We start from the raw sequence: 23,295 nt of genomic DNA, 5'->3' as shown, positions 1-23,295 counted from the left end.
ATCCCAGTTGGAGGTGACTGGCCGTCTCGATGTGCGGCCGTTGTTGATGGTGTGGTTCTCAAAACCCGACGCAAATGTATCAATTTTTTTGCGGTAGCAAAGGCCCCCGGAGACGTTTGCGGGGCCCTTGATGCAAATTTACCACGTTTGTGACGGTCCTGATTAAACGTAAAAAATATATTAAGCTTCAGTGGCTTCCCGCAATCTCTTCGCGTAGCTGCCACCGGTGGCCAAAACAAGTGTCGGCCAGTGATGCTTATTTGCGACGCAAAATCTCCGCCGGCCGGCGCGGGAGGCCGGACCGGCGGAGGCACTTTGCGATTCGTAATCAGAAAGTGGTCTTCAGCGTGACCGATACGCGCGGCTTGGCGGTCTTGAGCAGGGCGATTTCCGGCAGGTTGGTGTCGGAATAGCGCGCGTCGAGCGACCACGTGGGCGAGATGGCGTAGGTCAGGCCGATATTGCCGGTCGAGTACTTGATGCCCGACAGGTCCTGTTCCCCGGCGGCGCCCGAGACGCTCAGCTTTTCGGTGATCGGGTACGAGGCATTGACTTCGTAATAGAAGGTCGAGCCGTAGTCGACATTGTGGAAGTAGGCGGCGCCGATCGTGCCCTTGCCGAGCGGATGCGAGACGGCGGCCTTCAGTTCGGTCGTGTTGACGCCGCTTTCACCGTATTGATAGGTCAGGACGCCGAAGTCGAAGCTGGTCTTGCCGACCACCGGCCGCACGCCGGCATAGAGGTCGAGCTCATAGCCGTTGGCGAAGTCTACGGTCGACGCCCAGGTGCCAGCGTAGAACAGGCCCTTGGCATAGTCGATACCGCCCTGGACGGCCGGCTTGGCGTTGGTCTGGCTGACGCCGCGGAAGACGTAGTCCGACGTCACGTCGAGATTGTAGGTGAAGTCACCGGCATGGGCGGCGCCTGCGGTGAGGGCCGCAACGGCAGCAGCGGCGATAAGAAGCTTTTTCATGTGTATCCCCTGGAAAAAGATTGAAACTTTCCAGGGCGTTTCCCCGGGCGCCTCAGTCGTTGCCGAGACCGCCCGATTCGTACGTTACAGTTTTATGACGGGGGTAAAAGGGGGTGAGGGATTAATAACACTGTGTGTTGTATTTATGCACGCAAAAGAAACGCGGCGCCTCCTGTTGGAAGCGCCGCGCCTTTGTTTTCAATGATGCCGTGGACTTAGTGGTCCATGACTTCGTCGTGCTGCGAGGCGTCGAGACCCGCTTCTTCATCGGCTTCCGACACGCGCAGACCGGTCGTGAACTTGCAGATGACGAGGATGATCAGGGTGCCGATGGCCGACCACACGATGGTGACGCCCAGGCCCAGCAGCTGCTTCATGACCTGGTCCATGCCGGCGTGGCCGAGCGAGTTGACCGCGGGGTCCGCCAGGAAGCCGGTGAGAACCGCGCCCAGGAAGCCGCCGGCGCCGTGGATGCCGAAGGCGTCCAGCGAGTCGTCGTAGCCCAGGAGCTTTTTGACCCAGGTGGCCGAGATGTAGCACACCGGACCGGCCAGCAGACCGCAGATCATGGCGCCCATGGGGTTCACGAAGCCGCAGGCCGGGGTGATGACGACCAGGCCGGCGACCATGCCGGACAGGATGCCGACCAGCGACGGCTTGCCGCGGAACACCCACTCGACGACCTTCCACGAAACACCGGCCAGGCAGGTGCAGAGCATGGTGTTGAGCAGGGCCGCCGAAGCGATCTTGTCGCCCGCCCATTCCGAACCGGCGTTGAAGCCGATCCAGCCGACGAACAGCAGCGAGGCGCCGATCATGATGAAGATCACGTTGTTAGGCGCCATGGCTTCGGTGCCGTAACCCTTGCGGCGGCCGAGGAACAGAGCCGAGACGAGACCCGCGACACCGGAGTTGCAGTGAACGACGGCGCCGCCGGCGAAGTCGAGCACGCCCTTCTGGGCCAGGTAACCGCCGCCCCAGACCATGTGACAGATCGGCGCGTAGACCAGGATCGACCACAGGACCATGAACAGCAGCAGGCCCGAGAACTTGACGCGTTCGGCGAAGGCGCCGGTGATCAGGGCGGGCGTGATGATAGCGAAGGTCAGCTGGTACGAGATCCAGGTGTATTCCGGGATCGTCGGCGTCGCCGAATAGGCGGTCGACGGCGTCACGGCCTTCAGGAAGATATTGTCGAACCCGCCCATGAACAGGTTGACCTTGTCGGCAGCCAGGCCGAGGAAGGGCGAAGCCGCCGTACCGAAGGCCATCGAGTAGGAGATGGCCCACCAGACGACCGCCACGACGCAGGTCACGGCAACCGACTGGGTGACGGTGGCGACCAGGTTCTTCTTGCGCACCATGCCGCCGTAGAACAGCGCCAGGCCCGGAAGGGTCATCATCAGCACCATGGCGGTGCAGAAGATCAGGTAGGTGGTGTTGGCGTTATTGACGTTCGCGTCCGTCAATTCCTTTTGGGAGGCCAGCACATGGGCTTCGGCCGGAGCCGCCGCAGGGGCGGCTTCGGAGGCCGAAGCCTGATCCGACGCCGCGACGGACGCCGGAGCTTCCGCCGAGGCGGACGCGGGCGCGGCCTCCTGGGCGACAGCAAGGCTGGCGGCGGGGGCCGTCAGCATAAGAGCGGCGGCCGCAGCCACGACTCTGGAGAGTTTTATCCACGTTTTCAAAGTAATCCCCCTTTGGGAGCGGATGTTGCACTTGCTCACAGTGCCGTGACTGAAAATCGGCGCAACCTAATAATGACCCGGGGGGCTTGTGCAGGGGGTGGCGAGGGCGCCTTGCGTCATTTATGTGTCAAAAACGGACTAAATTACCGGAAACCTTGGGCTTTTTCGTCGGTTTCCAATGAAACCATATTTGTGTCTTTTGAAACTAATTTCAATATACCTAAGGTATTGATCGTAATGGATATATTGCGCCGCAGTGGCGTGATGTGGCGGCGCACAACGCAAAACGGGCCGCCCTGCAAAGGGCGGCCCGTATGTCGTTCAGCCTGAAACGACCCGATTTCGGGGCGTCTCACGGTTGAATTAGCACTTGTAGTACATTTCGAACTCGACCGGGTGCGGACGCAGTTCCAGGTTCATGACTTCTTCCATCTTCAGCTCGATATAGGCATCGATGAAATCGTCGTCCATGACGCCGCCCTTCTTGAGGAAGGCGCGGTCCTTGTCGAGGTTGTCGAGGGCTTCACGAAGCGAGCCGCAGACTTCCGGGACCAGCTTCTGCTCTTGCGGCGGCAGGTCGTAGAGGTTCTTGTCGGCGGGCGCGCCCGGATCGATGCGGTTCTCGATACCGTCGAGGCCGGCCATCAGCAGGGCGGTGAAGGTCAGGTACGGGTTGCCCATCGGATCCGGGAAGCGGGCTTCCAGGCGCTTGGCCTTCGGCGACGACACCCACGGAATACGGATCGAGGCCGAACGGTTGCGGGCCGAGTAGGCCAGCTTCACCGGGGCTTCGTAGCCCGGGACCAGGCGCTTGTAGCTGTTGGTCGTCGAGTTGGCGAAGGCGTTGATGGCCTTGGCGTGCTTGATGATGCCGCCGATGTACCACAGGCACAGGTCCGACAGGCCGGCGTACTTGTCGCCGGCGAACAGCGGCTTGCCGTTCTTCCAGATCGACTGGTGCACGTGCATGCCCGAGCCGTTGTCGCCGAACATCGGCTTGGCCATGAAGGTGGCCGTCTTGCCGTAGGCGTGGGCGACGTTCTGGACGACGTACTTGTAGAGCTGCAGGCGGTCGGCCATGGTCAGCAGGTCCGAGAACTTCAGGCCCAGTTCGTGTTGGGCCGGCGCCACTTCGTGGTGGTGCTTTTCCGGTTCCATGCCCAGTTCGCCCATGACGGCCAGCATTTCGCCGCGCAGGTCCTGGCACGAATCAATCGGGTTGACGGGGAAGTAGCCGCCCTTCGGACCCGGACGGTGACCCATATTGCCTTCCGGATAGACCTTGGCCGAGTTGTGCGGCAGTTCGGTCGAGTCGAAGGCGTAGCCGGTGTTGTCCGGCGAGATCGACCAGCGGACGTCGTCGAAGATGAAGAATTCGGCTTCCGGGCCGAAATAGGCGATGTCGCCGACGCCGGCCGATTGCAGATAGGCCAGGGCCTTCTTCGAGATCGAGCGCGGGTCGCGGTTATAGGGCTCGTTCGTGTCCGGATTGATGACGTCGCAGAACAGGAACAGGGTCGTTTGCTGATAGAACGGGTCGATATAGGCCGTCTTCAGGTCGGGACGCAGCTTCATGTCCGACTCGTTGATCGCCTTCCAGCCGGCGATCGACGAACCGTCGAACATCGTGCCGTCGTTCAGGAATTCGTCGTCGACCAGGTCGATGTCGAAGGTCACGTGCTGCAGCTTGCCGCGCACGTCCGAGAAACGGACGTCGACATACTTGACGTCCTTTTCCTTGATGAGTTTGAGAATATCGTTTGCAGTCATTTAAGACGCCCCATGAGCCGATTATATTAATGTTGGGGGAGGGAGCTTTTGGCCTTAGACGGCCTGCGGCCCCGACTCACCGGTTCGGATGCGAACGACGTCCTGGACATCGCTCACGAAGATCTTGCCGTCACCGATCTTGCCCGTGCGCGCGGCCGTCTGGATGGCTTCCAGGGCAGCGGGCGCGAGATCGTCGGCCACGACCAGCTCGATTTTGATTTTCGGGAGAAAATCAACAACGTATTCCGCGCCGCGGTACAGCTCGGAATGTCCTTTTTGGCGGCCGTAGCCCTTGGCCTCCAGCACGGTCATGCCTTGAACCCCGATTTCCTGAAGGGCTTCCTTCACTTCGTCGAGCTTGAAGGGTTTGATGACGGCTTCAATTTTTTTCATGAGCAATCCATAAAACTTAGACCGTTCAGCGTCGTAAAATGTTTGCATTGCGCACAAATGCAAGTCGTTTCGAAAGTGCGCGGCTCACATGGCTGTAAAAATCGCTTACGATGCGTGAAGGTCGACTGGGGCTGCGTTTAGACTCAAAGGGGTGCGTATTACAAAGGGAAAATGCGTTGTAGCGCAGATTCGGCGTGCATAAAGGAAAAATTAACCCGATTCGGCAGGCGTCTGTGGCCGTGGAGCCGCGATCCCGTTTCGCGCGCAACTTATTTCGCAGGTGCGGTCGCGCCGGGGCACGGCCTTGTGCGCCGCGTCAACATTTTGGGGTGTGCCGGGGGAGTGGTGCGGATGAGAGGACTCGAACCTCCACGCCTCGCGGCGCTGGAACCTAAACCCAGTGCGTCTACCAGTTCCGCCACATCCGCAAGGTCCGAGGCGGTGTTTGGCGGAATTGCGGCGCGGGGTCAAGGGGCATGCAGGGAGGGGAGCCGGTGGAAACAATTGTGCATTTGATATCGCGTCCCGGAATCCCGGGCCGCGAGGGATGTTTGGTGCTGAGGGAAGTGTTGGAGGCCAGGTGAGGGCGAAACCAGGAGGGATTTGGGATGGCGTCACCGAAATTCCGCGTCGAGGGACATAGGACAGGTCGGCCTGCCCCAAAATGCGAAGGTTTTCCGAATGGGCCAACCGGCGGTGAAAAGCGGGATGGATATTCCGCCACCATCGCAAGACATCTAACCAGACATCGATCTTGGCGCGTACCGCCTAGCTGTCTTTTCATTAAGAGCGACATGGCGACGACTTGTCGCTGCATCGCTGCTTAATTTAAGGCGAAACTGCTGGGTATAGAGTTGCCTATCGAAACTAATTTTTCTGTAGAAGTTGAGTTTTATAACGCAATCCACATCTCTTCTTCAGCGCAAATAACGGCTCCGCCGCGGGGAATCAGTATTGACGTTTCTTCCAAAAGGCGAGCATCTGTTTCCCGTTAACAATTAAGCTTCGACATTTACGAGTTCTCACTCGGTCTCCCTCCTGCGGCCCGCTTGCTTCGGCTTGGACACTCCTTGCGAATTTACAATGCGAACAGTCACCAAGCGGCGGCATGGACACCAATCAAAATTCCCAATCCCTTTACCAGACCATTGAGACGGATCGTGCTCGTATCCTGAGCGAATGGGTACAAGAACAGAAGGGCGCTTTGAGCGGCCATGGTTCGCTCAACGAAAAGACGCTCACCGATCAGTGCAATCTCTTCCTTCAGCACTTCATCGCGGCAAGCCGGGACGGCAACCTAGCCGATCTGGCGACGCCGGAATGGCAGTCGGTCTACAAGGTTCTGGAAGACGTTTCCAAGTCGCGTAGCGAACTGGGCATGACGCCGAGCGACACGGCGACGTTTGTCCTCTCCTTCAAGAAGCCCTTGTTCGCTGCGCTGGCCAAGGCGAACGAAGGGAATGCGGCCGATCTCGCCGCCGCCGTCTGGGATGCAACGGTCCTGCTCGACAAACTGGGGCTTTACACGGTCGAAGTCTACATCAAGACCCGCGAGGCCATCATCCTGCGTCAGCAGGAAGATATGCTAGAACTTTCGACGCCGGTCGTCAGCCTGGCCGATGGAATTCTGGCGTTGCCGTTGATCGGCACGCTCGACAGCGCCCGCACGCAAGTCGTGATGGAATCGCTGCTGGAGCGGATCGTTGCCACCGGCTCGACCATGGCCATCATCGATATCACTGGCGTGCCAACCGTTGACACGCTGGTGGCGCAGCATCTCCTAAAGACAGTGACGGCGGCACGCCTGATGGGCGCCGATTGCATCATTTCCGGCATCCGGCCGCAAATCGCCCAGACAATCGTTCATCTCGGTGTCGAACTCGGCAACGTCGCGACCAAGGCCACTCTGGCTTCGGCATTCGCACTGGCCCTCGACCGGCTGAACATGGCAATCACGCGCGTGAAGCCGAAGACGTAAGGCCATGGAACGCATTCCAATTCTTCGTATGGGCGCGTACCTGCTTGTGACGATCCAGGTCGATATGCACGACCGTCTCGCGATGACATTACAGGACGATCTGACCACCCGGATTGCCAAAACCGAGGCGAAAGGCGTCCTCATTGACATCTCCGCATTGGAGATTGTCGATTCTTTCATCGGCCGCATGATCTCGAATATTTCGAGCATGTCGCGCGTCCTGGACGCGCATACCGTCATCGTAGGTATGCAGCCGGCTGTCGCCATCACCCTTGTCGAATTGGGCCTGACCTTACCCGGCGTTCTTACCGCGCTCGATGTGGAGAAAGGTATGGCCCTGCTTGCGCACCTAGTCCCCTCTGCTGAGGAAGGTGACGCCGATGACAGTGAGTCGTACTGAGACCTATCCGCTCGTTACCGAAGCCGACATCGTCGTGGTGCGCCGCGAAGCCAAGATCTGGGCGGCGCAACTTGGTTTCGGCCTCGTCGATCAGACCAAGCTGGTGACGGCGTGCAGTGAACTGGCACGCAACACCATCGTCTATGGCGGTGGCGGTACGATGATCATGGAGGCGTTGGACGTTCCTCCCCGAAAAGGACTGCGCTTGATTTTTGAAGACCATGGCCCCGGCATCGCCGACCTCGATCTGGCGCTTACCGATGGCTATACGTCCGGCGGCGGCATGGGGCTTGGGCTAACCGGCGCGCGGCGCTTGTGCAATGAGTTCGACATCGTTACCGCGCCTGGCGCCGGCACCAAGGTCACGGTGGCGCGATGGAAATAGATCCTTTTCGCCAGACTTGGTGCTTTGCGGTCAAGCACACGCATGATGTCGGCAACTGCCGCCGCCATGCCGTGACGCTCGCCGTCCGTGTTGGTTTTGATGAAAGCCTCAGTAGCAAGGTCGCGCTGATCGCCACCGAATTTGCCACCAACCTGGTCAAACATGCCGGCGGCGGGCATGTCTATATGCGCGGACTGACCGGCGGCGGACTTGAGTTGATGTCGGTCGATAGTGGGCCCGGTTTCGATATGGACATGGCGGCGCGCGACGGCTTTTCGACTTCGGGTAGTCCGGGAACGGGGCTCGGCGCCATCGGTCGGTTGGCAACGCGGTTCAGCGTCTACTCGCTGCCGCAGAAGGGTAGCGTCCTGGTCGCGTCCGTCTGGCCCGATCGTAATGCCGCGACCGAGCCCGCTGTCGGGGCTCTTTGCCTGCCGGTTGAGGGGGAAACGCTGTGCGGCGACGGCTGGGCAATCCTCTCGCGACCCGGCACCGACATTGTTATGTTGTGCGACGGCCTTGGGCACGGTCCCCTGGCTGCGCAGGCTACAGATACCGCCATCGCAACTTTACGCAACGCCACCATGCAAGCGCCGGCGGAACTGGTTCACCTGCTTCATAGCGCTATGAAACAAAGCCGTGGGGCGGCGATCGCCATTGCCGAAATCACACCGACTAAGCTGACCTATGCCGGTATTGGCAATATCGGCGCCTATCTTCTGTCGGGTGTTAGGTCGCAGGGCCTGGCGTCGATGAACGGGATCGTCGGCCATCAGATGCCAAAGGTGAAGACCTTCGATTACGACTATCGGCCGGGCGACATGCTGATCCTGTATTCCGACGGCCTGAACGGGCGATGGAAGATCGAAGACTATCCCGGCCTGGCCTACCGCGCTCCCGAAGTGATTGCCGGCACCCTTTTTCGTGATTTCCGTCGGCCGAAGGACGACGCCACCATTGTTGCTTTCCGAAGGAGCTGATCATGCCTTTCAGCCTTCTCACCGTCGAAATTCGGTTCGAACAGGATGTTGTTTTGGCCCGCCGCCGCGCGCTTCAATTGGCCAGGCTGCTGCAATTCGACAACCAGGATCAGATACGTATCGCCACGGCCGTGTCGGAGCTGGCACGCAATGTCTTTGAATATGCTGGTTCCGGCCGTATCGTGTATGCGGCGGCTTCCGGTACGCCCGATCGTTTCATCATCACGGTGTCGGATCGCGGCCCGGGCATTCAGAAGCTCGACCAAATTCTTGGGGGAGGTTATCGTTCGGACACGGGCATGGGCTTAGGACTGCGTGGCGCCAAAAGCCTGGTCGATGAATTCTCCATCACTTCGAACGCCAATGACGGTACCCGTATCGAGCTGGTAAAATACTTGCCGGGAAAGGCTCCGGCGATTTCCGGAGCGCAAGTCACCAAAATGATCGACGCGCTCGCCAAGGAGGCGCCCCAAAGCGCTTTCGAGGAAATGCAGGGTCAGAACCAGGAACTCATCACCGCCTTGACCGAGGTGGAGCGACAACGCCACGAGCTTGAGCAATTGAACGCGGCGTTGGATATTGTCGCTAAGCAGGCCGATGCCGCCAACCGCGCCAAGACCGAATTCCTCGCCAATATCAGTCATGAAATCCGAACGCCGATGACGGCCATCTCTGGCCTCTCGACATTGCTCTCGAAAACACAATTGACTGACCAGCAACGCCAATTCTTGTCCACGCTCCAGCAAAGTTCGGAGTCGATGACCGTGCTCGTCAACGACCTGCTGGATATCAGCAAGATCGAAGACGGCAAGATCGTTCTGGAGGATATCCCGTTCAGCGTGACCGAGGCTGTCGATCGCGTCGTAGAAATGAGCGCCGTCGCCATCGGTAAGAAAGGCGTCGAACTAAAAGCCGCCTATGCTCCGGTGTTGGCGGATCGATATATCGGCGATCCGCAGCGCTTGCACCAGGTTCTCCTAAATCTGGTCAGCAACGCGGTGAAGTTCACCAGCGAAGGCAGTGTGACCGTGATGGTCGATGAGGAACCCTATGCCGCCGACACGGTGATGCTGCACCTGCATGTCAGGGATACGGGGATCGGCATTGCCGAAGATAAGCTTGCCCAGGTGTTCGACAAGTTCGTCCAGGCGGATGCCTCGACCACCCGCCGGTTCGGCGGCAGCGGACTTGGGCTGGCGATCGCCAAGAATCTGACGGAACTGATGGGCGGGCGTCTAACCGTCATGAGCAATGTCGGTCAGGGATCGACGTTTTCCGTCGCCGTGCCGATGGGAGTCGTGAAGGAAAGCAATCATGCCAAAGGGCTAACGCATCCAGCCATGCCCGGCAATCTGCGTATCCTCGTAGTCGATGACCATCTTTCCGCACGCATGATCGCATCCACGTTGCTTGGAGAATTGGGCCATCAGGTCGTGTGTGCCGGTAGCGGCGTCGAAGCAATCGCGCTGTTTGAGAATGATCAATTCGATCTCGTCCTGATGGACATCCACATGGAAGATGTGGACGGCTTCGATACCACCCGGCGGTTACGGCTTATCGAGCGGGAAACCGGGCGTTCCGCTATTCCCGTGATTGCCCTTACGGCGCAACGGTCACCACAGAATGACTCGGTTTATCTTGAAGCCGGTATGAACGGTGCCCTGAATAAGCCCTTGACGATCGCCGACCTGGAAGCAGCCTGGAACGCCGTTTTCGTATAGGTTCCGTGAGATCGCCGATTGATGTCGGCGGTCAGTCTAAGGGGCAGTCGCCCCTCGCGCCCGCAAGGGCTTCGATGAACGCCCGCCGGCCGTATCCCCAGCCTTCCGCGCTTCGCTTGTGCAGGCCGGGTGATCCCCCTACCGCTGCGCTTGAGACGCAGCAGGAAGCCGACCGGCTCGGACCGACTTGCGAAAGTTATGCCCTGGCCACGATTTTTAGACACGGTTTTGGACACGGCCTTGAAAAGATTTCTTGCAAATAGTTGATTTTATGATATTTTTTAACTGCGGCGCTGGAACCTAAACCCAGTGCGTCTACCAGTTCCGCCACATCCGCAAGGTCCGGGGCGGTGTTTGGCCGAATTGCGGCGCGGGGTCAAGGGGTATGCAGGAAGGGGAGCCGGTGGAAACAATTGTGCATTTGATATCGCGTCCCGGAATCCCGATGTCATGGCGCGGCCTTCGTTGCGATGAGTAATGCGCCGTTATCGCTTTGCTGCCGGTCAGTGGATTTCAGGAGTTCGGCGATGAGTGACCCAAGGCGTGAAAGCGGGTGTCGGATCTCTTGAGCCTTTGTAACTCCTGGCTACGCAACTATGCGTGCAAATCCAGTGAAACTCAGAGTTACAGCATAACCCCAGTATTAACTCTCAGACTCTTTCCTCTCCAGGACCGAAGTCTGTCCGCTCTGCATTCGGCGCCAAATGCCAGCGACGAGGGGGCTGGTCGTCAAGGGATGCTAAATCAGGCATATGCAATCAGTGCTTAAAAGCCACGGATGGAGAGAAAGCGACTTCACCCTTGGCCGTCGCGATTGAGCCCTTCCGGAAAGTAACCTATCCTTAACGAAGGGGTGAGGTCTCCCGTTTTTTGCCGGCCCTGGGGGCCTTGGCGTTCACGGGCTGGCCGCCGTTCAAAGGGTGGGGCGACAATGAAAAAAATGAATGTGGGCGTTATCGCCCTGAGTCTGGCGGTGCTGGCCTTGGCCGGCCAGGCGCAAGCCGACAGCTGCACGTCCGGCCGCGGCGGAAAGAGCACCGCAAAGGGCGCCGTCGTTGGCGCGATGATCGGCGCGCTGGTTGGCGGTTCATCCCGTTCGCACCACAAGGGGCGTAACGCCGTGGCGGGCGCCGTGATCGGGGGCGCCATAGGCGCCGCAACGGGGTGCTGGACGGCGCACCAGGAAGCCATCGCCGCATCCCGTGAAGATGCCCTGAACGCCGATATCGCGGACATTCAGCAAAACACGGCCGAAATTCGCGCCGAAAACGCAGATCTGGAACGCAAGATCGCGGACCTTAACGCGGAGCTGGATCAGGCGCGCCGGGATCAAGCCGCAGAGGCCGAGAGGATGGCCAAGGCGCGTGACGAAGTGGCCTCCGCGCAGCAGAATGCAAGGAACGAGCTGGTTGAGGTCGATAAATCCCTGGACAATGTAGCGCAGCGGATAGCGCAACTTGACAGGAACGCGTCCGACTACGTTCCCAGGTATAACGCGCTCAACGACAAGAGAGCCGAGCTTTTGAAGGCGAGGCAGAACCTGGAAACCATTCTGTCGATGCAGGTGTAGCGCCGATGTACCGCCGGTTATTTCTTCTGGGGTCCGTTTCTATTGCGGCGACGGGATGCGCGTCCCGGTCACCGGAGGAATGCGACCCGCATACAGGGGGCGTCTCGGACTTCTTTCCCTGCCAGAGCCAGTATGGGGTGCGCCAGGCCGATTTAGAGAGACGGCGTGAGTCTGCCGAAGACGATTATCGCGCCGAAGCCGAAAGGCATCGGGAACTGGAAGCTCAGGTATCCGAGCTGGAGCAAGACATCGCTGAAACGCGAGTGCGCACGGCCGAACTCCAGGCCACCGAGGATAGGTTGGAAAGCCGTGTGGCGCAATTGACCGGCGCGGATGATCGGGCTCAGGCATGCCTTGCTGACGTCCAGGACTATCTCCGCCGATTGAGAGAAGCCAATAGCCGGGTCGTCACGGCGCCTTTGCCGCGCCTGCCGCAAACCCAGGAAGGGCAGAAGGTAACACGCGTCCTTATCGATGCGAAGGAACACGCGAACGCAGAAAACCGGCAAATCGACGAAGATTTGGACAAGATATATGAATTGGCCAGGATTTGGGGCTCATATGTTCTGACGGAAAAGGCAATCGACAAGATCAAAGAACCCTTGCTCGATGCACTGCGCCGGAGCCGGTACAGGGGATTGGTCCCAGTAATTGAATGGGGTCTCGCGCTGAATAGCGCGAGGGAGTTCCTTGAAAAATTGATTGAATCAAAAGAAGTCGTCGAAAAACGCCACGGCTGAAGGCCGCCAAGCCGCCATGTGACCGAAACGCACACATCTGTGCGTTAAACGCACAGGCCTATGTGCGCCAAACCGGCAGACAATGTGCGCCAAACCGGACAGCAGAACCCCCACTTAACCCTCAATTTAAGACTATATATGTCTTCAAGGCCCCCCGTTATGCGGAACCGGGGCATATACAAGATATCCGTTGCGTCCGGCCGCCCGCCAGCCGATAGTCACGGCTGGAACAAAATCAGGGGACCTGCATGAAAGGCCGCTTCGCGCTCTTTATCATCTTCGCCATGATCGCCGGCGTCGCCGCCGGATGGGCCAGCCACCAATATCTCGATGCGGCCAATCTGGGCCTGGCGGTCACCATCTTCAGCCTGCTGACCAAGATATTCATCATGCTGATCAAGATGATCATCGCGCCTCTGGTGCTGTTCACCCTGATCGCCGGGATCGGCCACATGGAAGACGCGGCCTCCGTCGGGCGGGTCGGGTTGAAGGCGCTGGGCTGGTTCCTGCTGATGTCGGTGGCGTCGCTGCTGATCGGCATGGTGATGGTCGAATGGCTGCAGCCGGGCGTCGGCATGAATCTCCACGTGGCGGGTGACGCCTCGACCGTACCGTCGACCGAGGGCTTCACGCTCGACAGTTTCGTCGCCCATGTCATCCCGACCTCGATCATCAAGGCCATGGCCGACAACGAGATTCTGCAGATCGTCGTCTTCGCCGTCTTTGTCGGCACGGCCATCGCCATGCTGGAAAAGAAGTCGCCGCGCGTCATGGAGCTGGCGGAGGAGGGGGCGGCCATCATGCTGAAGGTCACCTCGATCGTCATGACCTTCGCGCCGTTCGCCATCTTCGGCGCGCTGGCCTCGACCGTCGCCAAGCAGGGCCTGCCGATCCTCGTCACCTACGCGAAGTTCATGGGCGAATTCTATGCCGCCATGGGGATTTTGTGGGGGCTGCTGATCGGCCTGGGCTTCCTGTTCCTGGGCGGGCGGATGCTGAAGCTGCTGGGCGTGATCCGCGAACCGGCGCTGCTGGCCTTTTCGACCGCCAGCTCCGAGGCCGCCTATCCCAAGCTGCTGGCCGGGCTGCCGACGGTCGGCATTCCGCGCAAGATCGTCAGCTTCGTCCTGCCGCTGGGCTATTCGTTCAACCTCGACGGCTCGATGATCTATTGCACCTTCGCGACCCTGTTCATCGCCCAGGCCTACGGCGTGCACTTTACCGTGGCACAGAAGGTGATGATGCTGTTCCTGCTGGTGATTACGTCCAAGGGCATAGCCGGCGTGCCGCGCGCCTCGCTGGTCGTCATCATGGCCACCCTGACCTATTTCGGCCTGCCGGATTCGTGGATCGCCCTGGTGCTGGGCGTCGACCACCTGCTCGACATGGGCCGGTCGGCGACCAATGTCGTCGGCAACTCGGTCGCCTCGGCCGTGGTGGCGCGCTGGGAAGGCAAGCTGGACGAGCCGGAGGCCTGATTAGCCGGCAGCGGTCGCCAGGGCGATCAGCGCGCGCCTTTGCCGGGCGGAACTTATTTGAAAAGCAACGACGAACAGCAGCCACAGAACGGCCGCGGGCAGGAAGGTCACGGGGCTGCTGAAATCCAGGCCGGTAAGGGCAAGCGCGAATCCGAAAGCGACGAACATCATCGCCATATGAACCAGCGAAAACCTTTGCCAGGCGACGATCCGGCTGCCGTTCCCTTTGGACTGTATCCGTCCGAGGCTGACGATGGCGGAATAGGTGCGGCCGCGCGATGTCGTTCTGATGGCATTGCGAAGCTTGAAGGTGCTTCCTGTAACCTCGCCCTGCCAAGGCGCGGCATCTTCGGGCATCGAAACCAGCGGCATATCGGCCTGGCTCGCCGCCTGAAGCCGCTGCCGCACCACGTCGGCGGACAGCGCGCTGTTCACGGCGTATCTGTCCAGTGGAACGATATATTTTATGAGCATGGTCCCCTCGCCACGGAACCCTACCCGCGTTCCACCTGCCGAACAAGTCAGACCGGCGCGTCGACGCCCGTCTTGTTGACCGCGGTGAATTTCGGCAGGGGCTCGGCCGAGGCCCGCGGCGCGAAGGTTTCGGGATGGACCCATTGCAGCGCCTGCATCCGCCACACCCCGCCGTCGCGCCATACCTTCGCGTGGAAGAAGCGCGCTTCGCTTTCATTGGGATTGAGCGGATTGGGCGTGTCGGCGTGCCAGCAGTCCGCCGTCAGGTTGCGGTCGTCCTGCCATGTCAGGTGCGTGCAGCCGGCCGGGAATTCCGCCCGGGTCTCTACCGTCGGCCAGTCGATGATGATGAAGGCGCCGCGCGACGGTGTGACGGTCGAATCGCTGGTGGCCAGGAAGCGGCCGTCGGGTGAGGCGGCGACATCGTCGGTCACGGCGTACTTGCCGCTGTCGGGCATGACCAGGTAACGGTTGGTGGTGACGCCGAAATGGCAGGCCACCAGGGCGATCGGTTCGCGCCGGCCGGTCTTGGGATCATAGACCATGACCGCGCGTTCGATGACATAGCGCATGCAGCCCTTCGGATCGTCGGTATAGGTGACGACGTCCTGGCCGGCGTAGCGGATGACGATGGCGTCGCCGTGGCGCGCCGCCAGCTCGGGATGGTCGCGCAGCACCAGGCTTTCGTTGAGCTTGGCGGCGGCTTCGCGGGGCGTGCCGATAAAGCTGTTGGGCGTGATGTCGCTGTGGGCGACCGGCGGCGCCGGATCCTTCGGCTTGGTACAGGCGTAAGCCGTTGCGACCAGCGCGACGGTCAAAAGCAGGGGGGTGAAACGCATGCCTCGATCCTGAACATTCCCGCGATTGGGATAGGGCAGGGCACCGTAAAAAAGCGATGCGCGTCTTTTTACCGGCAAAGGCGCGTTTGCCGTTGACCTGCCGCGCAATCGTGCCATAAGGGGCGCCTCTTTGGCGCGCCTGCCCTTAAGCGGGACGCGCTTACTTTCGTTTCATAGCCGCCGATGCGCGCCCGGTCAGGGACCGGACATCGCATCGACAAGGATAACTATCCGATGCAAGTCGTTGAAAAAGTGAATGAAGGCCTCAGCCGCGTCCTGGAAGTGACCGTGACGCGCGACCAGTTGACGCAAAAGCTGGATGCCAAGATCGCGGAAATCGCCCCCAAGATGAACATCAAGGGCTTCCGTCCGGGCAAGGTGCCGCAGGCCCACGTCCGCAAGATGTACGGCAAGGACCTGATGGGCGAGATCATTCAGGAAACCCTCAACGACACGACGCAGAAGGCCATGGAACAGGCCTCGATCCGTCCGGCCAGCCAGCCGGAACTGACGCCGGTCGGCGACTTCGAAAAGGTCATGACGGGTGATGCCGACCTGGCCTACCAGATCGCCGTCGAAATGATGCCGGTGTTCACGCCGATCGAGCCGGGCAGCGTCGAGCTGACCCGCCCGGTCTACGAGCCGTCGGAAGAAGACATCGACGAGCAGCTGAAGCAGATCGTCGCCGGCAACAAGCAATACGAAGCCAAGAAGGGCAAGTCGCCCAAGGCCGCCGACGGCGACAAGCTGATCATCGACTTCGTCGGCAAGATCGGCGACGAAGCCTTTGCTGGCGGTACCGCGGAAGGCGCCGAACTGGTCATCGGTTCGGGCATGTTCATCCCGGGCTTCGAAGAGCAGCTGATCGGCGCCAAGAAGGGCGACGTCAAGACGCTTGAAGTCACCTTCCCGGAAGACTACGGCGCCAAGGAACTGGCCGGCAAGGCCGCGACCTTCGAGACGACCGTCCAGGACGTCCTGTCGCCCAAGGAAGGCGAAGCCGACGACGAGCTGGCTAAGAGCCTCGGCCTGGAAAGCCTGGAAGCCCTGAAGGGCATCATCAAGAGCCAGGTCGCCCAGCAGTACGGCCAGGCCTCGCGCTTCAAGATGAAGCGTCAGCTGCTCGACATCCTGGATGAGAAGCACGATTTCGAACTGCCCAAACGCATGCTCGACGCAGAATTCCAGGGCATCTGGCAGCAGGTCGAACAGGACCGCGCCGCCGGCCAGCTGGCCGACGAAGACAAGAACAAGTCCGAGCAGGAGCTGAAGGACGAGTACATGAAGATCGCCGAGCGCCGCGTGCGCCTGGGTCTGGTGCTCGCCGAAATCGGCACCCGCCAGAACGTCCAGGTCACCGACCAGGAAGTGACCCAGGCCATCCTGCAGGAAGCCCGCAACTATCCGGGCCAGGAGCGCCAGGTGTTCGACTTCTATCGCAACAACCCGGCGGCCGCCGCGCAGATCCGCGCGCCGATCTACGAAGAAAAGGTCTGCGACCTGATCTTCACCCAGGCCAAGGTTACCGACCAGGCCGTCAGCAAGGACGAGCTGCTGAAGGAAGAAGACGAGGCCTAAGCTTCGGTTTTCCTAAAGAATTAAAGGGCTCCGGTGTTCCGGGGCCCTTTTTCTTTTTCCGTCGTTTATGTGTGCGGTATCGATTACAATTTATTGTGATGCCATAACGCTATTATTTAGACATCTAACTATTTTCACGTCCGCGCATCCGTGGCATTGAGGGCGCGTGCTTCGCGAACCTCGCGAGGCCCCGAGTCGATCTGGCCTCGGCCAGGTCAAGAAGATGACGCCGGCTAATCCCGGCAGTCGGCGTCATCTTCCCTTATTTCCCGACAATCTGAGCTGCCAGTCGCCGCGTGACGGGTGGAGTTATTGCGCGTCAGCACATCGGCGCCCATTGCCCTCTCCGTAAACAGGGAAGGCCGAGATGCCTTCATTGCCCTGGCGACAGGTCTTCGTGCAGCGGAGCTGAGGGCCTGGTTGTGTTTGGCAATTGAATGTGCGGGTTGCTTGCAAATTTCATCACTTCTGATTTGCAAGTAATGCTTCCAGCCGTGCGAAGCCCGCCTCCATGCCTTCGGCCATCGGCGTCCTCAGGGCGCCGTCACGGGCGGCTTCGGAGGCGTAGCGCACGACCTGGGTGACGGTGGTGACGCCGTCCGTTTCGCTGAAGTCCTGGCGGACCTCGGTTTCCCCGCCCGTCCAGTCCTCGTCGAACCGCTCGGTATGCGTGATCAGGCGTGGCGCGTCGATATCGGCATAGGTGCCGCCCATGGCCATCTCCATGCCGCTGGCGGCCTGCTTCCACACGTAGCGGAAGCGGCCGCCGGGGCGCAGGTCGACCTCGCATACCGGCATGGTCCAGCCTTCGGGACCCAGCAACCAGCGCCGGATCATGGCCGGGATCGTGTAGGCGTCGAACACCAGCTGGACAGGGGCCTTGAAGGCGCGGACAAAGCGGATTTCGGTCGGCGACGGCGTGGTGAGTTCAAGTGCGCCTACGCGGCGGGTTTCGCTCAGCATGGGATTTCCTTTCACTCTGCAATCGGCTTGATCAGCTCGGTCCGGTAGGCCGATGCGTCCGGCCCGGATTCAGGGCCGACGGCGTAGACTTCCCAAAGGTCTTCAGTCGTCTTGATCCCTTGTGCGGAAAGCGCCTCCAGAAACTGCCCCCAGGCGTTGCCCAGGGTCTCGTACCCGCCGCTGTAGACGGCGCGCGCGACCTTGAGTCCGGGGCGCTGGCCAGGGCGAACGCGGCCGGCTTCGGCGACTGAGCTTGCGATTGGCAAGTGAATTTCGAAGTCGAATGTCGCGCCGGGTGCGCGCAGGTGGTGGGTGAACCACGGTCCGGTCTGCGCGATGCGCTGCGCCTTCAGCGCCGCGTGCAGTTCATTGAGGCCCGCGCCCATGGCGGTGCGGATGTCCGACGCCGGGATCTGCAAGGCGACGGTGGCGGTCGGCTGTGCGGGCAGGGTGACGATTTCGATGGGGGAGATCATGCTCGGGTGTCCTCGGTGGAAAGTGTCTGTTGCAGGCGGTCGTAGCTTTCGCCGGCGCCTTTGGTCATGCCGGATTGCAGCACGATGTCGCGGACCATCTGCGACGGGTATTGAATGGTCGCTGTCATCAGCGTGCCGCCATCGACATCGGTCAGGACCGAGGTGACGACCGACTCGCCGGGATAGTCGTCGAAGCGCTCGATATGCGTCGAGCCGAACGGTGGGTTCAGCGCCTGCCACGTACCCGACATGCCCATGGTGGCGCCGTCCGGGCCAGTCAGGATAAAACGCCAGGCCCCACCGACGCGCAGGTCGATCTCGCAGGTCGTCAGCGTCCAGCCTTGCGGCCCGAACCACCGCTTCAGCAGATGCGGCTGGGTAAAGGCGTCATAGACCAGGGGGCGCGGGGCGTTGAAGAAACGCTCCAGGCGGATCTCGGTGTCCGAAGGCGTGCTGGCCTTCAATTCGGCGTTCATGGCGGTCCTCCTCAATTGATGTTGTCGTCGTCGCCCGGCGGCGCCTGCAATTCGGCCAACAGGGCGTCGAGGCGCCGGAAATTGGTCTCCAGCGTCTGGCGATAGGTTTCCAGCCAGCCGACCGCCTGTTTCAGCGGTTCCGGCTCCAGCCGGCAGGGGCGGCGCGTGCCGTCGCGGCCCCGGCTGATCAGGCCGGCCTTTTCCAGCACGTTCAGGTGCTTGGAGATCGCCGGCTGGCTGATCTCGAACGGGGCGGCCAGTTCCATGACCGAGGCGTCGCCACGCGCCAGGCGCGACAGGATGGCGCGGCGCGTCGGGTCGGCCAGGGCGATCAGGGTGTGGTCGATTTCGGTGGCGTTCATTTGCATAACCTTAAAGTTATATAACTCATAAGTTATGAAATCGGCGATGTCAAGCGCGACGCCACGGACACGCGCAACCGGTGAAATATCCGGGGGCCTTGAAAAGATGTGCGCAAATTGCCAAGTTGCGGACGAGGGGCGCATCCACTCACTTAAGGTTAAGCTTTTTTTGCCTTAGATGCAGCTGACGCCCGACGTTCGACACACAAAGAGGATTCGTGAATGCGCGACCCCGTTGACACCCTGACCAGCTACCTCATCCCCACGGTCATCGAGCAGACCAGCCGCGGTGAGCGGGCATACGACATCTATTCGCGTATGCTCAAGGAGCGCATCATCTTCCTGACCGGTCCGTTCGAGGACAGCATGGCGACGTCGATCTGCGCCCAGCTGCTGTTCCTGGAATCGGAAAACCCGAAGAAGGAAATCGCGATGTACATCAACAGCCCCGGCGGTCAGGTGACCTCGGCGCTGGCGATCTACGACACCATGCAATACATCCGTTCGCCGGTTTCGACCGTGTGCATGGGCATGGCGGCTTCGGCCGGCTCGCTGATCCTGCAGGCCGGTGAAAAGGGCCAGCGCATTTCGCTGCCGAACTCCAAGATCATGGTGCACCAGCCGTCCGGCGGCGCGCGCGGCATGGCGTCCGACATGGAAATCCAGGTCGAGGACATGCGCAAGACCAAGCGCCTGCTCAACGAGATCTATGTCAAGCACACCGGCCAGCCTTACGAAGTCATCGAAAAGACGCTTGACCGCGACCGTTACATGACGGCGGACGAAGCCAAGGATTTCGGCCTGATCGACCACGTTTATGAAAAGCGCGCCGACGCCGAAGTCGCGGCGTAAGCGCTTTTCCCAAAGCAAGACATGAACGCGGCCCGGTTCTCCGGGCCGCGTTTTTGTTTGTGTGCGGGTGTGATAGGGTGGTGCATGGAGCAGGGCATCAGAGACCGGAACGAGATTTTTGCTGCGCTGTCCGCGGCTGTGGCGGAGGCTTTCCCCGGCCTGTCGCAAGGGGGCGAGGCGGATTATACCATCCTGGACCTCTTGCCGCTGACAGGTGACAAAGCCCTGCGGCTTGGGGTCTGGGTGGATGAGTATCCCAGCCCCAGCCTCGCGTTCGGGCCGTCCCATTGCCATGAGGCGGCGGATACCCAGGGATACGCCGAGATTGTTGCCGGGCTTTGCAAGATATTCGCCGACGAATGGGTAGTGGTCTATGACGTTGGCGGCGAACACCCCGGCCATGGCCGGTGGATGGACCTGACTGAGCCCGACGCGCTTGCCGACTATCTGACGGACCCATATTCGCCGGATATCATAGATATCAAATCGTGGACTGGGCGGCGCGACGGCCGTTTCGGCTTGAGCGATTTGTAGAGCGTCTTCGGTCTGCGGGCCCCGCCTTCAAAGGATTTTTGCCACGAATGGTACGGATATGCCGCTTCGCGGCGATACGGATGGCCTGAGTTGACGGACGCCGTCGGAGGCAGGCACTGCGCGAAGCGCGCCCACCGGTCACGTAAGCGCCAGTGCTGGGGCGCGCCGCGGTAGCGGTGCTTCACAAGGCACTAAAGCATGCTCGAAAATAATCTGTGAAATCTGTGTAATCTGTGGATCACTTAATTCTTCCTCTTAAGGCACTGCAACGCTGGTTCGTTGTCCGGTGTGCAACGGAAGATGCCGGTGCCCGATGACGCAGTGCAAAGGGAATGGAAGGGATCCACAGATTTTTGTCCGTGATTGTGACGGGCTATGGTGAGGCGCCGCTACCGCGACGACACCGCGAAAGACAGGCGCTCGCGCCTTACCCGTGTCGCCGCGAAGCGCGTATCCGTGTCATCCGTGGCAAAACCCTTTTCAGCCTTTGAAGACGCGATAGTGGCCATGCCTGGCCGCCGCCAGCATCTCGCGGTCGCCGGCGGTGTCGCCGTAGGCGGCTTCGAGATCGAGCGCGTCGCCGAAGATTTCGCGCAGGCGGCACATCTTTTCCTCGCCCCGGCAGTTCTTGCCATCTAGCTCCGGTGTCAACCGTCCTTGCGCGTCGAAGCCCAGCTTGGTGCCGATCACGCGGTCGGCGCCAATCATGCGGCCGAACGGCGCCACCAGGAGCTGCGGCGAAGCAGTGACGATGACGCGCGTGCGGTCGGGCAGATTATGTCGATCCCAGGCGTCGAGCGCGTCCATGCGAAACAGGTCCATGGCGGTCGTCGTCGAAAAGGCCTTGATCAGGATTTCAAGATCTTCCTGAGAAATCGGTCCCAAGAGCTTGTATAAAAGGCGCGATTTTAAAGCTCCTCGATCCTTGGTCGCAAGATAATGCGCCAGCAGTGACGGTTGTGTCAGGAAGGCCCGCGCCATTCCGGCCCTGCCCTTGGCGAAATCGAGGAAGGCGAGAAAGCTGTCGCGATCGGTCAGCGTACCGTCGAAATCGAAGGCCACGACCTTGCGTGGGGCCTCTGGCTCGGCCGCCGGCGTCGTTTTCGGTGACCGGCCGTGGCGAAGCGGATTTGTGACTTTCATTCCGCGTTTTTTATCCCATATTAAGCGACTGGGGCGGGTTGAGACGGCCCCGAAACTGTGCATAAATGCGCGCTGGTGGGCGCATTGTAAATCGTAATCGGCGCCGGAATCAGGCTTTGTTAAGGCTTGCCGGGCTATCCTGCCGATTGGTGAGCGGATAGGGTCGCGATCGAAAACGCGTTCCCTGGCCCGCACGTGAAGGTGAAAGACAGAAATGACCAAAGCCGCGACAGGCGACAGCAAAAGCACCCTCTACTGCTCCTTCTGCGGAAAGAGCCAGCACGAAGTGCGCAAACTCATCGCCGGGCCGACCGTTTTCATCTGCGATGAATGTGTCGAGCTTTGCATGGACATCATCCGCGAGGAGCACAAGATCGCCTTCGTCAAGTCGAAGGACGGCGTGCCGACCCCGAAGGAAATCCGTGAGGTCCTCGACGACTACGTGATCGGTCAGTCCCAGGCCAAGAAGGTCCTGTCGGTGGCCGTGCACAACCACTACAAGCGCCTGAACCATGCGCAAAAAGGCAATGACGTCGAACTGGCCAAGTCGAACATCCTGCTGATCGGTCCGACCGGTTCGGGTAAGACCCTGCTGGCCCAGACCCTGGCCCGCATCATCGACGTGCCCTTCACCATGGCCGACGCCACGACCCTGACCGAAGCCGGTTACGTCGGTGAAGACGTCGAAAACATCATTCTCAAGCTGCTCCAGGCCGCCGACTATAATGTCGAACGCGCCCAGCGCGGCATCGTCTATATCGACGAAGTCGACAAGATCTCGCGCAAGTCCGACAACCCCTCGATCACCCGCGACGTGTCGGGCGAGGGCGTGCAGCAGGCCCTGCTCAAGATCATGGAAGGCACGGTCGCCAGCGTTCCGCCCCAGGGCGGCCGCAAGCACCCGCAGCAGGAATTCCTGCAAGTCGATACGACGAACATCCTGTTCATCTGCGGCGGCGCCTTCGCCGGCCTCGAAAAGATCATTTCGGGCCGCGGCAAGGGCACCTCGATCGGCTTCGGCGCCGTGGTCAAGGACCCGGAAGACCGCCGCACCGGCGAAGTCCTGCGCGAAGTCGAGCCCGACGACCTGATGAAGTTCGGCCTGATCCCGGAATTCATCGGCCGTCTGCCGGTCCTGGCGACGCTGGAAGACCTCGATGAACTGACCCTGGTCAAGATCCTGACCGAGCCGAAGAACGCCCTGATCAAGCAGTATCAGCGCCTGTTCGAGATGGAAAACGTATCGCTGACCTTCACCGACGAAGCCCTGCTGGCGGTCGCCCGCAAGGCCATCGTCCGCAAGACCGGCGCGCGCGGCCTGCGCTCGATCCTGGAAGCCATCCTGCTCGACACCATGTACGAACTGCCCAACATGCAGGGTGTCGAGGAAGTGGTGATCAATGGCGAAGTCGTCGAAGAGCGCGGTACGCCGCTGATGATCTACTCGGAAAAGCGTTCAGGTGGCGCGGCTTAAGCCTTTTCATTGAAGCGAAAAATCAAGCGCGGTCCGGTCTTTCCGGGC

At 60.5% G+C, this 23,295-nt stretch carries 23 protein-coding genes and 1 tRNA gene; 12 read left to right on the top strand and 12 right to left on the bottom strand.

What is annotated here, in order from left to right:
• Positions 1-328 precede the first annotated feature (328 nt).
• From AB8717_RS12450 to AB8717_RS12430, 5 genes are all read right to left on the bottom strand, one after another.
• Positions 329-973 (bottom strand): TorF family putative porin, encoded by a 645-nt coding sequence (locus tag AB8717_RS12450; protein WP_443747649.1) that lies wholly within the window; start codon positions 971-973, stop codon positions 329-331.
• 215 nt (positions 974-1,188) lie between these two features.
• Positions 1,189-2,610, bottom strand: a complete 1,422-nt coding sequence (locus AB8717_RS12445) for an ammonium transporter (protein WP_443747648.1) — start codon at positions 2,608-2,610, stop codon at positions 1,189-1,191.
• A 414-nt stretch (positions 2,611-3,024) separates the two neighbouring features.
• Entirely contained in the window at positions 3,025-4,431 is a 1,407-nt protein-coding gene (gene glnA / locus AB8717_RS12440; protein WP_443747647.1) for a type I glutamate--ammonia ligase, read from the bottom strand.
• A gap of 54 nt (positions 4,432-4,485) precedes the next feature.
• Positions 4,486-4,824 carry a P-II family nitrogen regulator gene (locus AB8717_RS12435; protein WP_006274230.1) on the bottom strand — a complete coding sequence of 113 codons (339 nt, stop codon included), beginning with the start codon at positions 4,822-4,824 and terminating at the stop codon, positions 4,486-4,488.
• Positions 4,825-5,167: 343 nt separating this feature from the next.
• Positions 5,168-5,252: transfer RNA gene (locus AB8717_RS12430), tRNA-Leu, on the bottom strand.
• 680 nt (positions 5,253-5,932) lie between these two features.
• Between AB8717_RS12430 and AB8717_RS12425 the strand changes: the two genes are divergently transcribed.
• From AB8717_RS12425 to AB8717_RS12390, 8 genes are all read left to right on the top strand, one after another.
• Positions 5,933-6,802: an STAS domain-containing protein gene (locus tag AB8717_RS12425; RefSeq protein ID WP_443747646.1), complete on the top strand. Its 870-nt coding sequence runs from the start codon at positions 5,933-5,935 to the stop codon at positions 6,800-6,802.
• A gap of 4 nt (positions 6,803-6,806) precedes the next feature.
• Positions 6,807-7,202, top strand: a complete 396-nt coding sequence (locus AB8717_RS12420) for an STAS domain-containing protein (RefSeq protein WP_443747645.1) — start codon at positions 6,807-6,809, stop codon at positions 7,200-7,202.
• Entirely contained in the window at positions 7,183-7,587 is a 405-nt protein-coding gene (locus AB8717_RS12415; protein WP_443747644.1) for an anti-sigma regulatory factor, read from the top strand. The genes AB8717_RS12420 and AB8717_RS12415 overlap by 20 nt, the downstream gene beginning before the upstream one ends.
• Positions 7,578-8,567: a SpoIIE family protein phosphatase gene (locus AB8717_RS12410; protein ID WP_443747643.1), complete on the top strand. Its 990-nt coding sequence runs from the start codon at positions 7,578-7,580 to the stop codon at positions 8,565-8,567. Before AB8717_RS12415 ends, AB8717_RS12410 begins: the two co-directional genes overlap by 10 nt.
• A 2-nt stretch (positions 8,568-8,569) precedes the next feature.
• Entirely contained in the window at positions 8,570-10,288 is a 1,719-nt protein-coding gene (locus tag AB8717_RS12405) for an ATP-binding protein (RefSeq protein WP_443747642.1), read from the top strand.
• A 931-nt stretch (positions 10,289-11,219) separates the two neighbouring features.
• Entirely contained in the window at positions 11,220-11,858 is a 639-nt protein-coding gene (locus AB8717_RS12400) for a YMGG-like glycine zipper-containing protein (RefSeq protein WP_443747641.1), read from the top strand.
• A gap of 137 nt (positions 11,859-11,995) precedes the next feature.
• The gene (locus AB8717_RS12395; protein WP_443747640.1) at positions 11,996-12,598 is read left to right on the top strand and encodes a hypothetical protein; all 603 of its coding nucleotides are present in this window, start codon (positions 11,996-11,998) and stop codon (positions 12,596-12,598) included.
• Between the two features lie 248 nt (positions 12,599-12,846).
• Positions 12,847-14,076, top strand: a complete 1,230-nt coding sequence (locus AB8717_RS12390; protein ID WP_443747639.1) for a dicarboxylate/amino acid:cation symporter — start codon at positions 12,847-12,849, stop codon at positions 14,074-14,076.
• On the opposite strand, the gene AB8717_RS12385 is transcribed toward AB8717_RS12390, so the two are convergent.
• On the bottom strand, positions 14,077-14,550 hold the full coding sequence (locus AB8717_RS12385) for a hypothetical protein (protein ID WP_443747638.1): 474 nt from the start codon (positions 14,548-14,550) through the stop codon (positions 14,077-14,079). It abuts the gene before it with no gap.
• A 47-nt stretch (positions 14,551-14,597) separates the two neighbouring features.
• The gene (locus AB8717_RS12380) at positions 14,598-15,389 is read right to left on the bottom strand and encodes a hypothetical protein (RefSeq protein WP_443747637.1); all 792 of its coding nucleotides are present in this window, start codon (positions 15,387-15,389) and stop codon (positions 14,598-14,600) included.
• 234 nt (positions 15,390-15,623) lie between these two features.
• On the opposite strand from AB8717_RS12380, the gene tig reads away from it, so the two are divergent.
• A complete protein-coding gene (gene tig, locus AB8717_RS12375) occupies positions 15,624-16,967 on the top strand; it encodes a trigger factor (protein WP_443747636.1) in 1,344 nt (447 codons plus the stop codon).
• A gap of 462 nt (positions 16,968-17,429) precedes the next feature.
• Here the strand turns inward: tig and AB8717_RS12370 are convergent, their stop codons facing one another.
• Genes AB8717_RS12370 through AB8717_RS12355 form a run of 4 tightly spaced genes read right to left on the bottom strand, consistent with a single transcriptional unit; the run spans position 17,430 to position 19,244 of the window.
• The gene (locus tag AB8717_RS12370) at positions 17,430-17,930 is read right to left on the bottom strand and encodes an SRPBCC domain-containing protein (RefSeq protein ID WP_443747635.1); all 501 of its coding nucleotides are present in this window, start codon (positions 17,928-17,930) and stop codon (positions 17,430-17,432) included.
• 11 nt (positions 17,931-17,941) lie between these two features.
• The gene (locus tag AB8717_RS12365) at positions 17,942-18,406 is read right to left on the bottom strand and encodes a GyrI-like domain-containing protein (RefSeq protein ID WP_443747634.1); all 465 of its coding nucleotides are present in this window, start codon (positions 18,404-18,406) and stop codon (positions 17,942-17,944) included.
• Positions 18,403-18,882 carry an SRPBCC family protein gene (locus AB8717_RS12360; RefSeq protein ID WP_443747633.1) on the bottom strand — a complete coding sequence of 160 codons (480 nt, stop codon included), beginning with the start codon at positions 18,880-18,882 and terminating at the stop codon, positions 18,403-18,405. The genes AB8717_RS12365 and AB8717_RS12360 overlap by 4 nt, the downstream gene beginning before the upstream one ends.
• 11 nt (positions 18,883-18,893) lie before the next feature.
• Entirely contained in the window at positions 18,894-19,244 is a 351-nt protein-coding gene (locus AB8717_RS12355) for an ArsR/SmtB family transcription factor (RefSeq protein ID WP_443747632.1), read from the bottom strand.
• A gap of 222 nt (positions 19,245-19,466) precedes the next feature.
• Here AB8717_RS12355 and AB8717_RS12350 point away from each other — a divergent pair, with 222 nt between their 5' ends.
• Positions 19,467-20,096: an ATP-dependent Clp protease proteolytic subunit gene (locus tag AB8717_RS12350; RefSeq protein ID WP_443747631.1), complete on the top strand. Its 630-nt coding sequence runs from the start codon at positions 19,467-19,469 to the stop codon at positions 20,094-20,096.
• Positions 20,097-20,180: 84 nt separating this feature from the next.
• Positions 20,181-20,630, top strand: a complete 450-nt coding sequence (locus AB8717_RS12345; protein ID WP_443747630.1) for a hypothetical protein — start codon at positions 20,181-20,183, stop codon at positions 20,628-20,630.
• A gap of 480 nt (positions 20,631-21,110) precedes the next feature.
• On the opposite strand, the gene AB8717_RS12340 is transcribed toward AB8717_RS12345, so the two are convergent.
• Complete coding sequence (locus AB8717_RS12340) at positions 21,111-21,773, bottom strand: HAD-IB family hydrolase (RefSeq protein WP_443747629.1); 663 nt, start codon at positions 21,771-21,773, stop codon at positions 21,111-21,113.
• A gap of 214 nt (positions 21,774-21,987) precedes the next feature.
• Between AB8717_RS12340 and clpX the strand changes: the two genes are divergently transcribed.
• Positions 21,988-23,247 (top strand): ATP-dependent Clp protease ATP-binding subunit ClpX, encoded by a 1,260-nt coding sequence (clpX, locus tag AB8717_RS12335; RefSeq protein ID WP_443747628.1) that lies wholly within the window; start codon positions 21,988-21,990, stop codon positions 23,245-23,247.
• The last annotated feature ends 48 nt before the right edge of the window (positions 23,248-23,295 follow it).

The sequence above is a fragment of the Asticcacaulis solisilvae genome, assembly GCF_052327315.1.
GTDB lineage: Bacteria > Pseudomonadota > Alphaproteobacteria > Caulobacterales > Caulobacteraceae > Asticcacaulis > Asticcacaulis solisilvae_B.
Note: the sequence above shows the minus strand (reverse complement) of the source record. Positions and strands in the feature narration are given on the sequence as shown.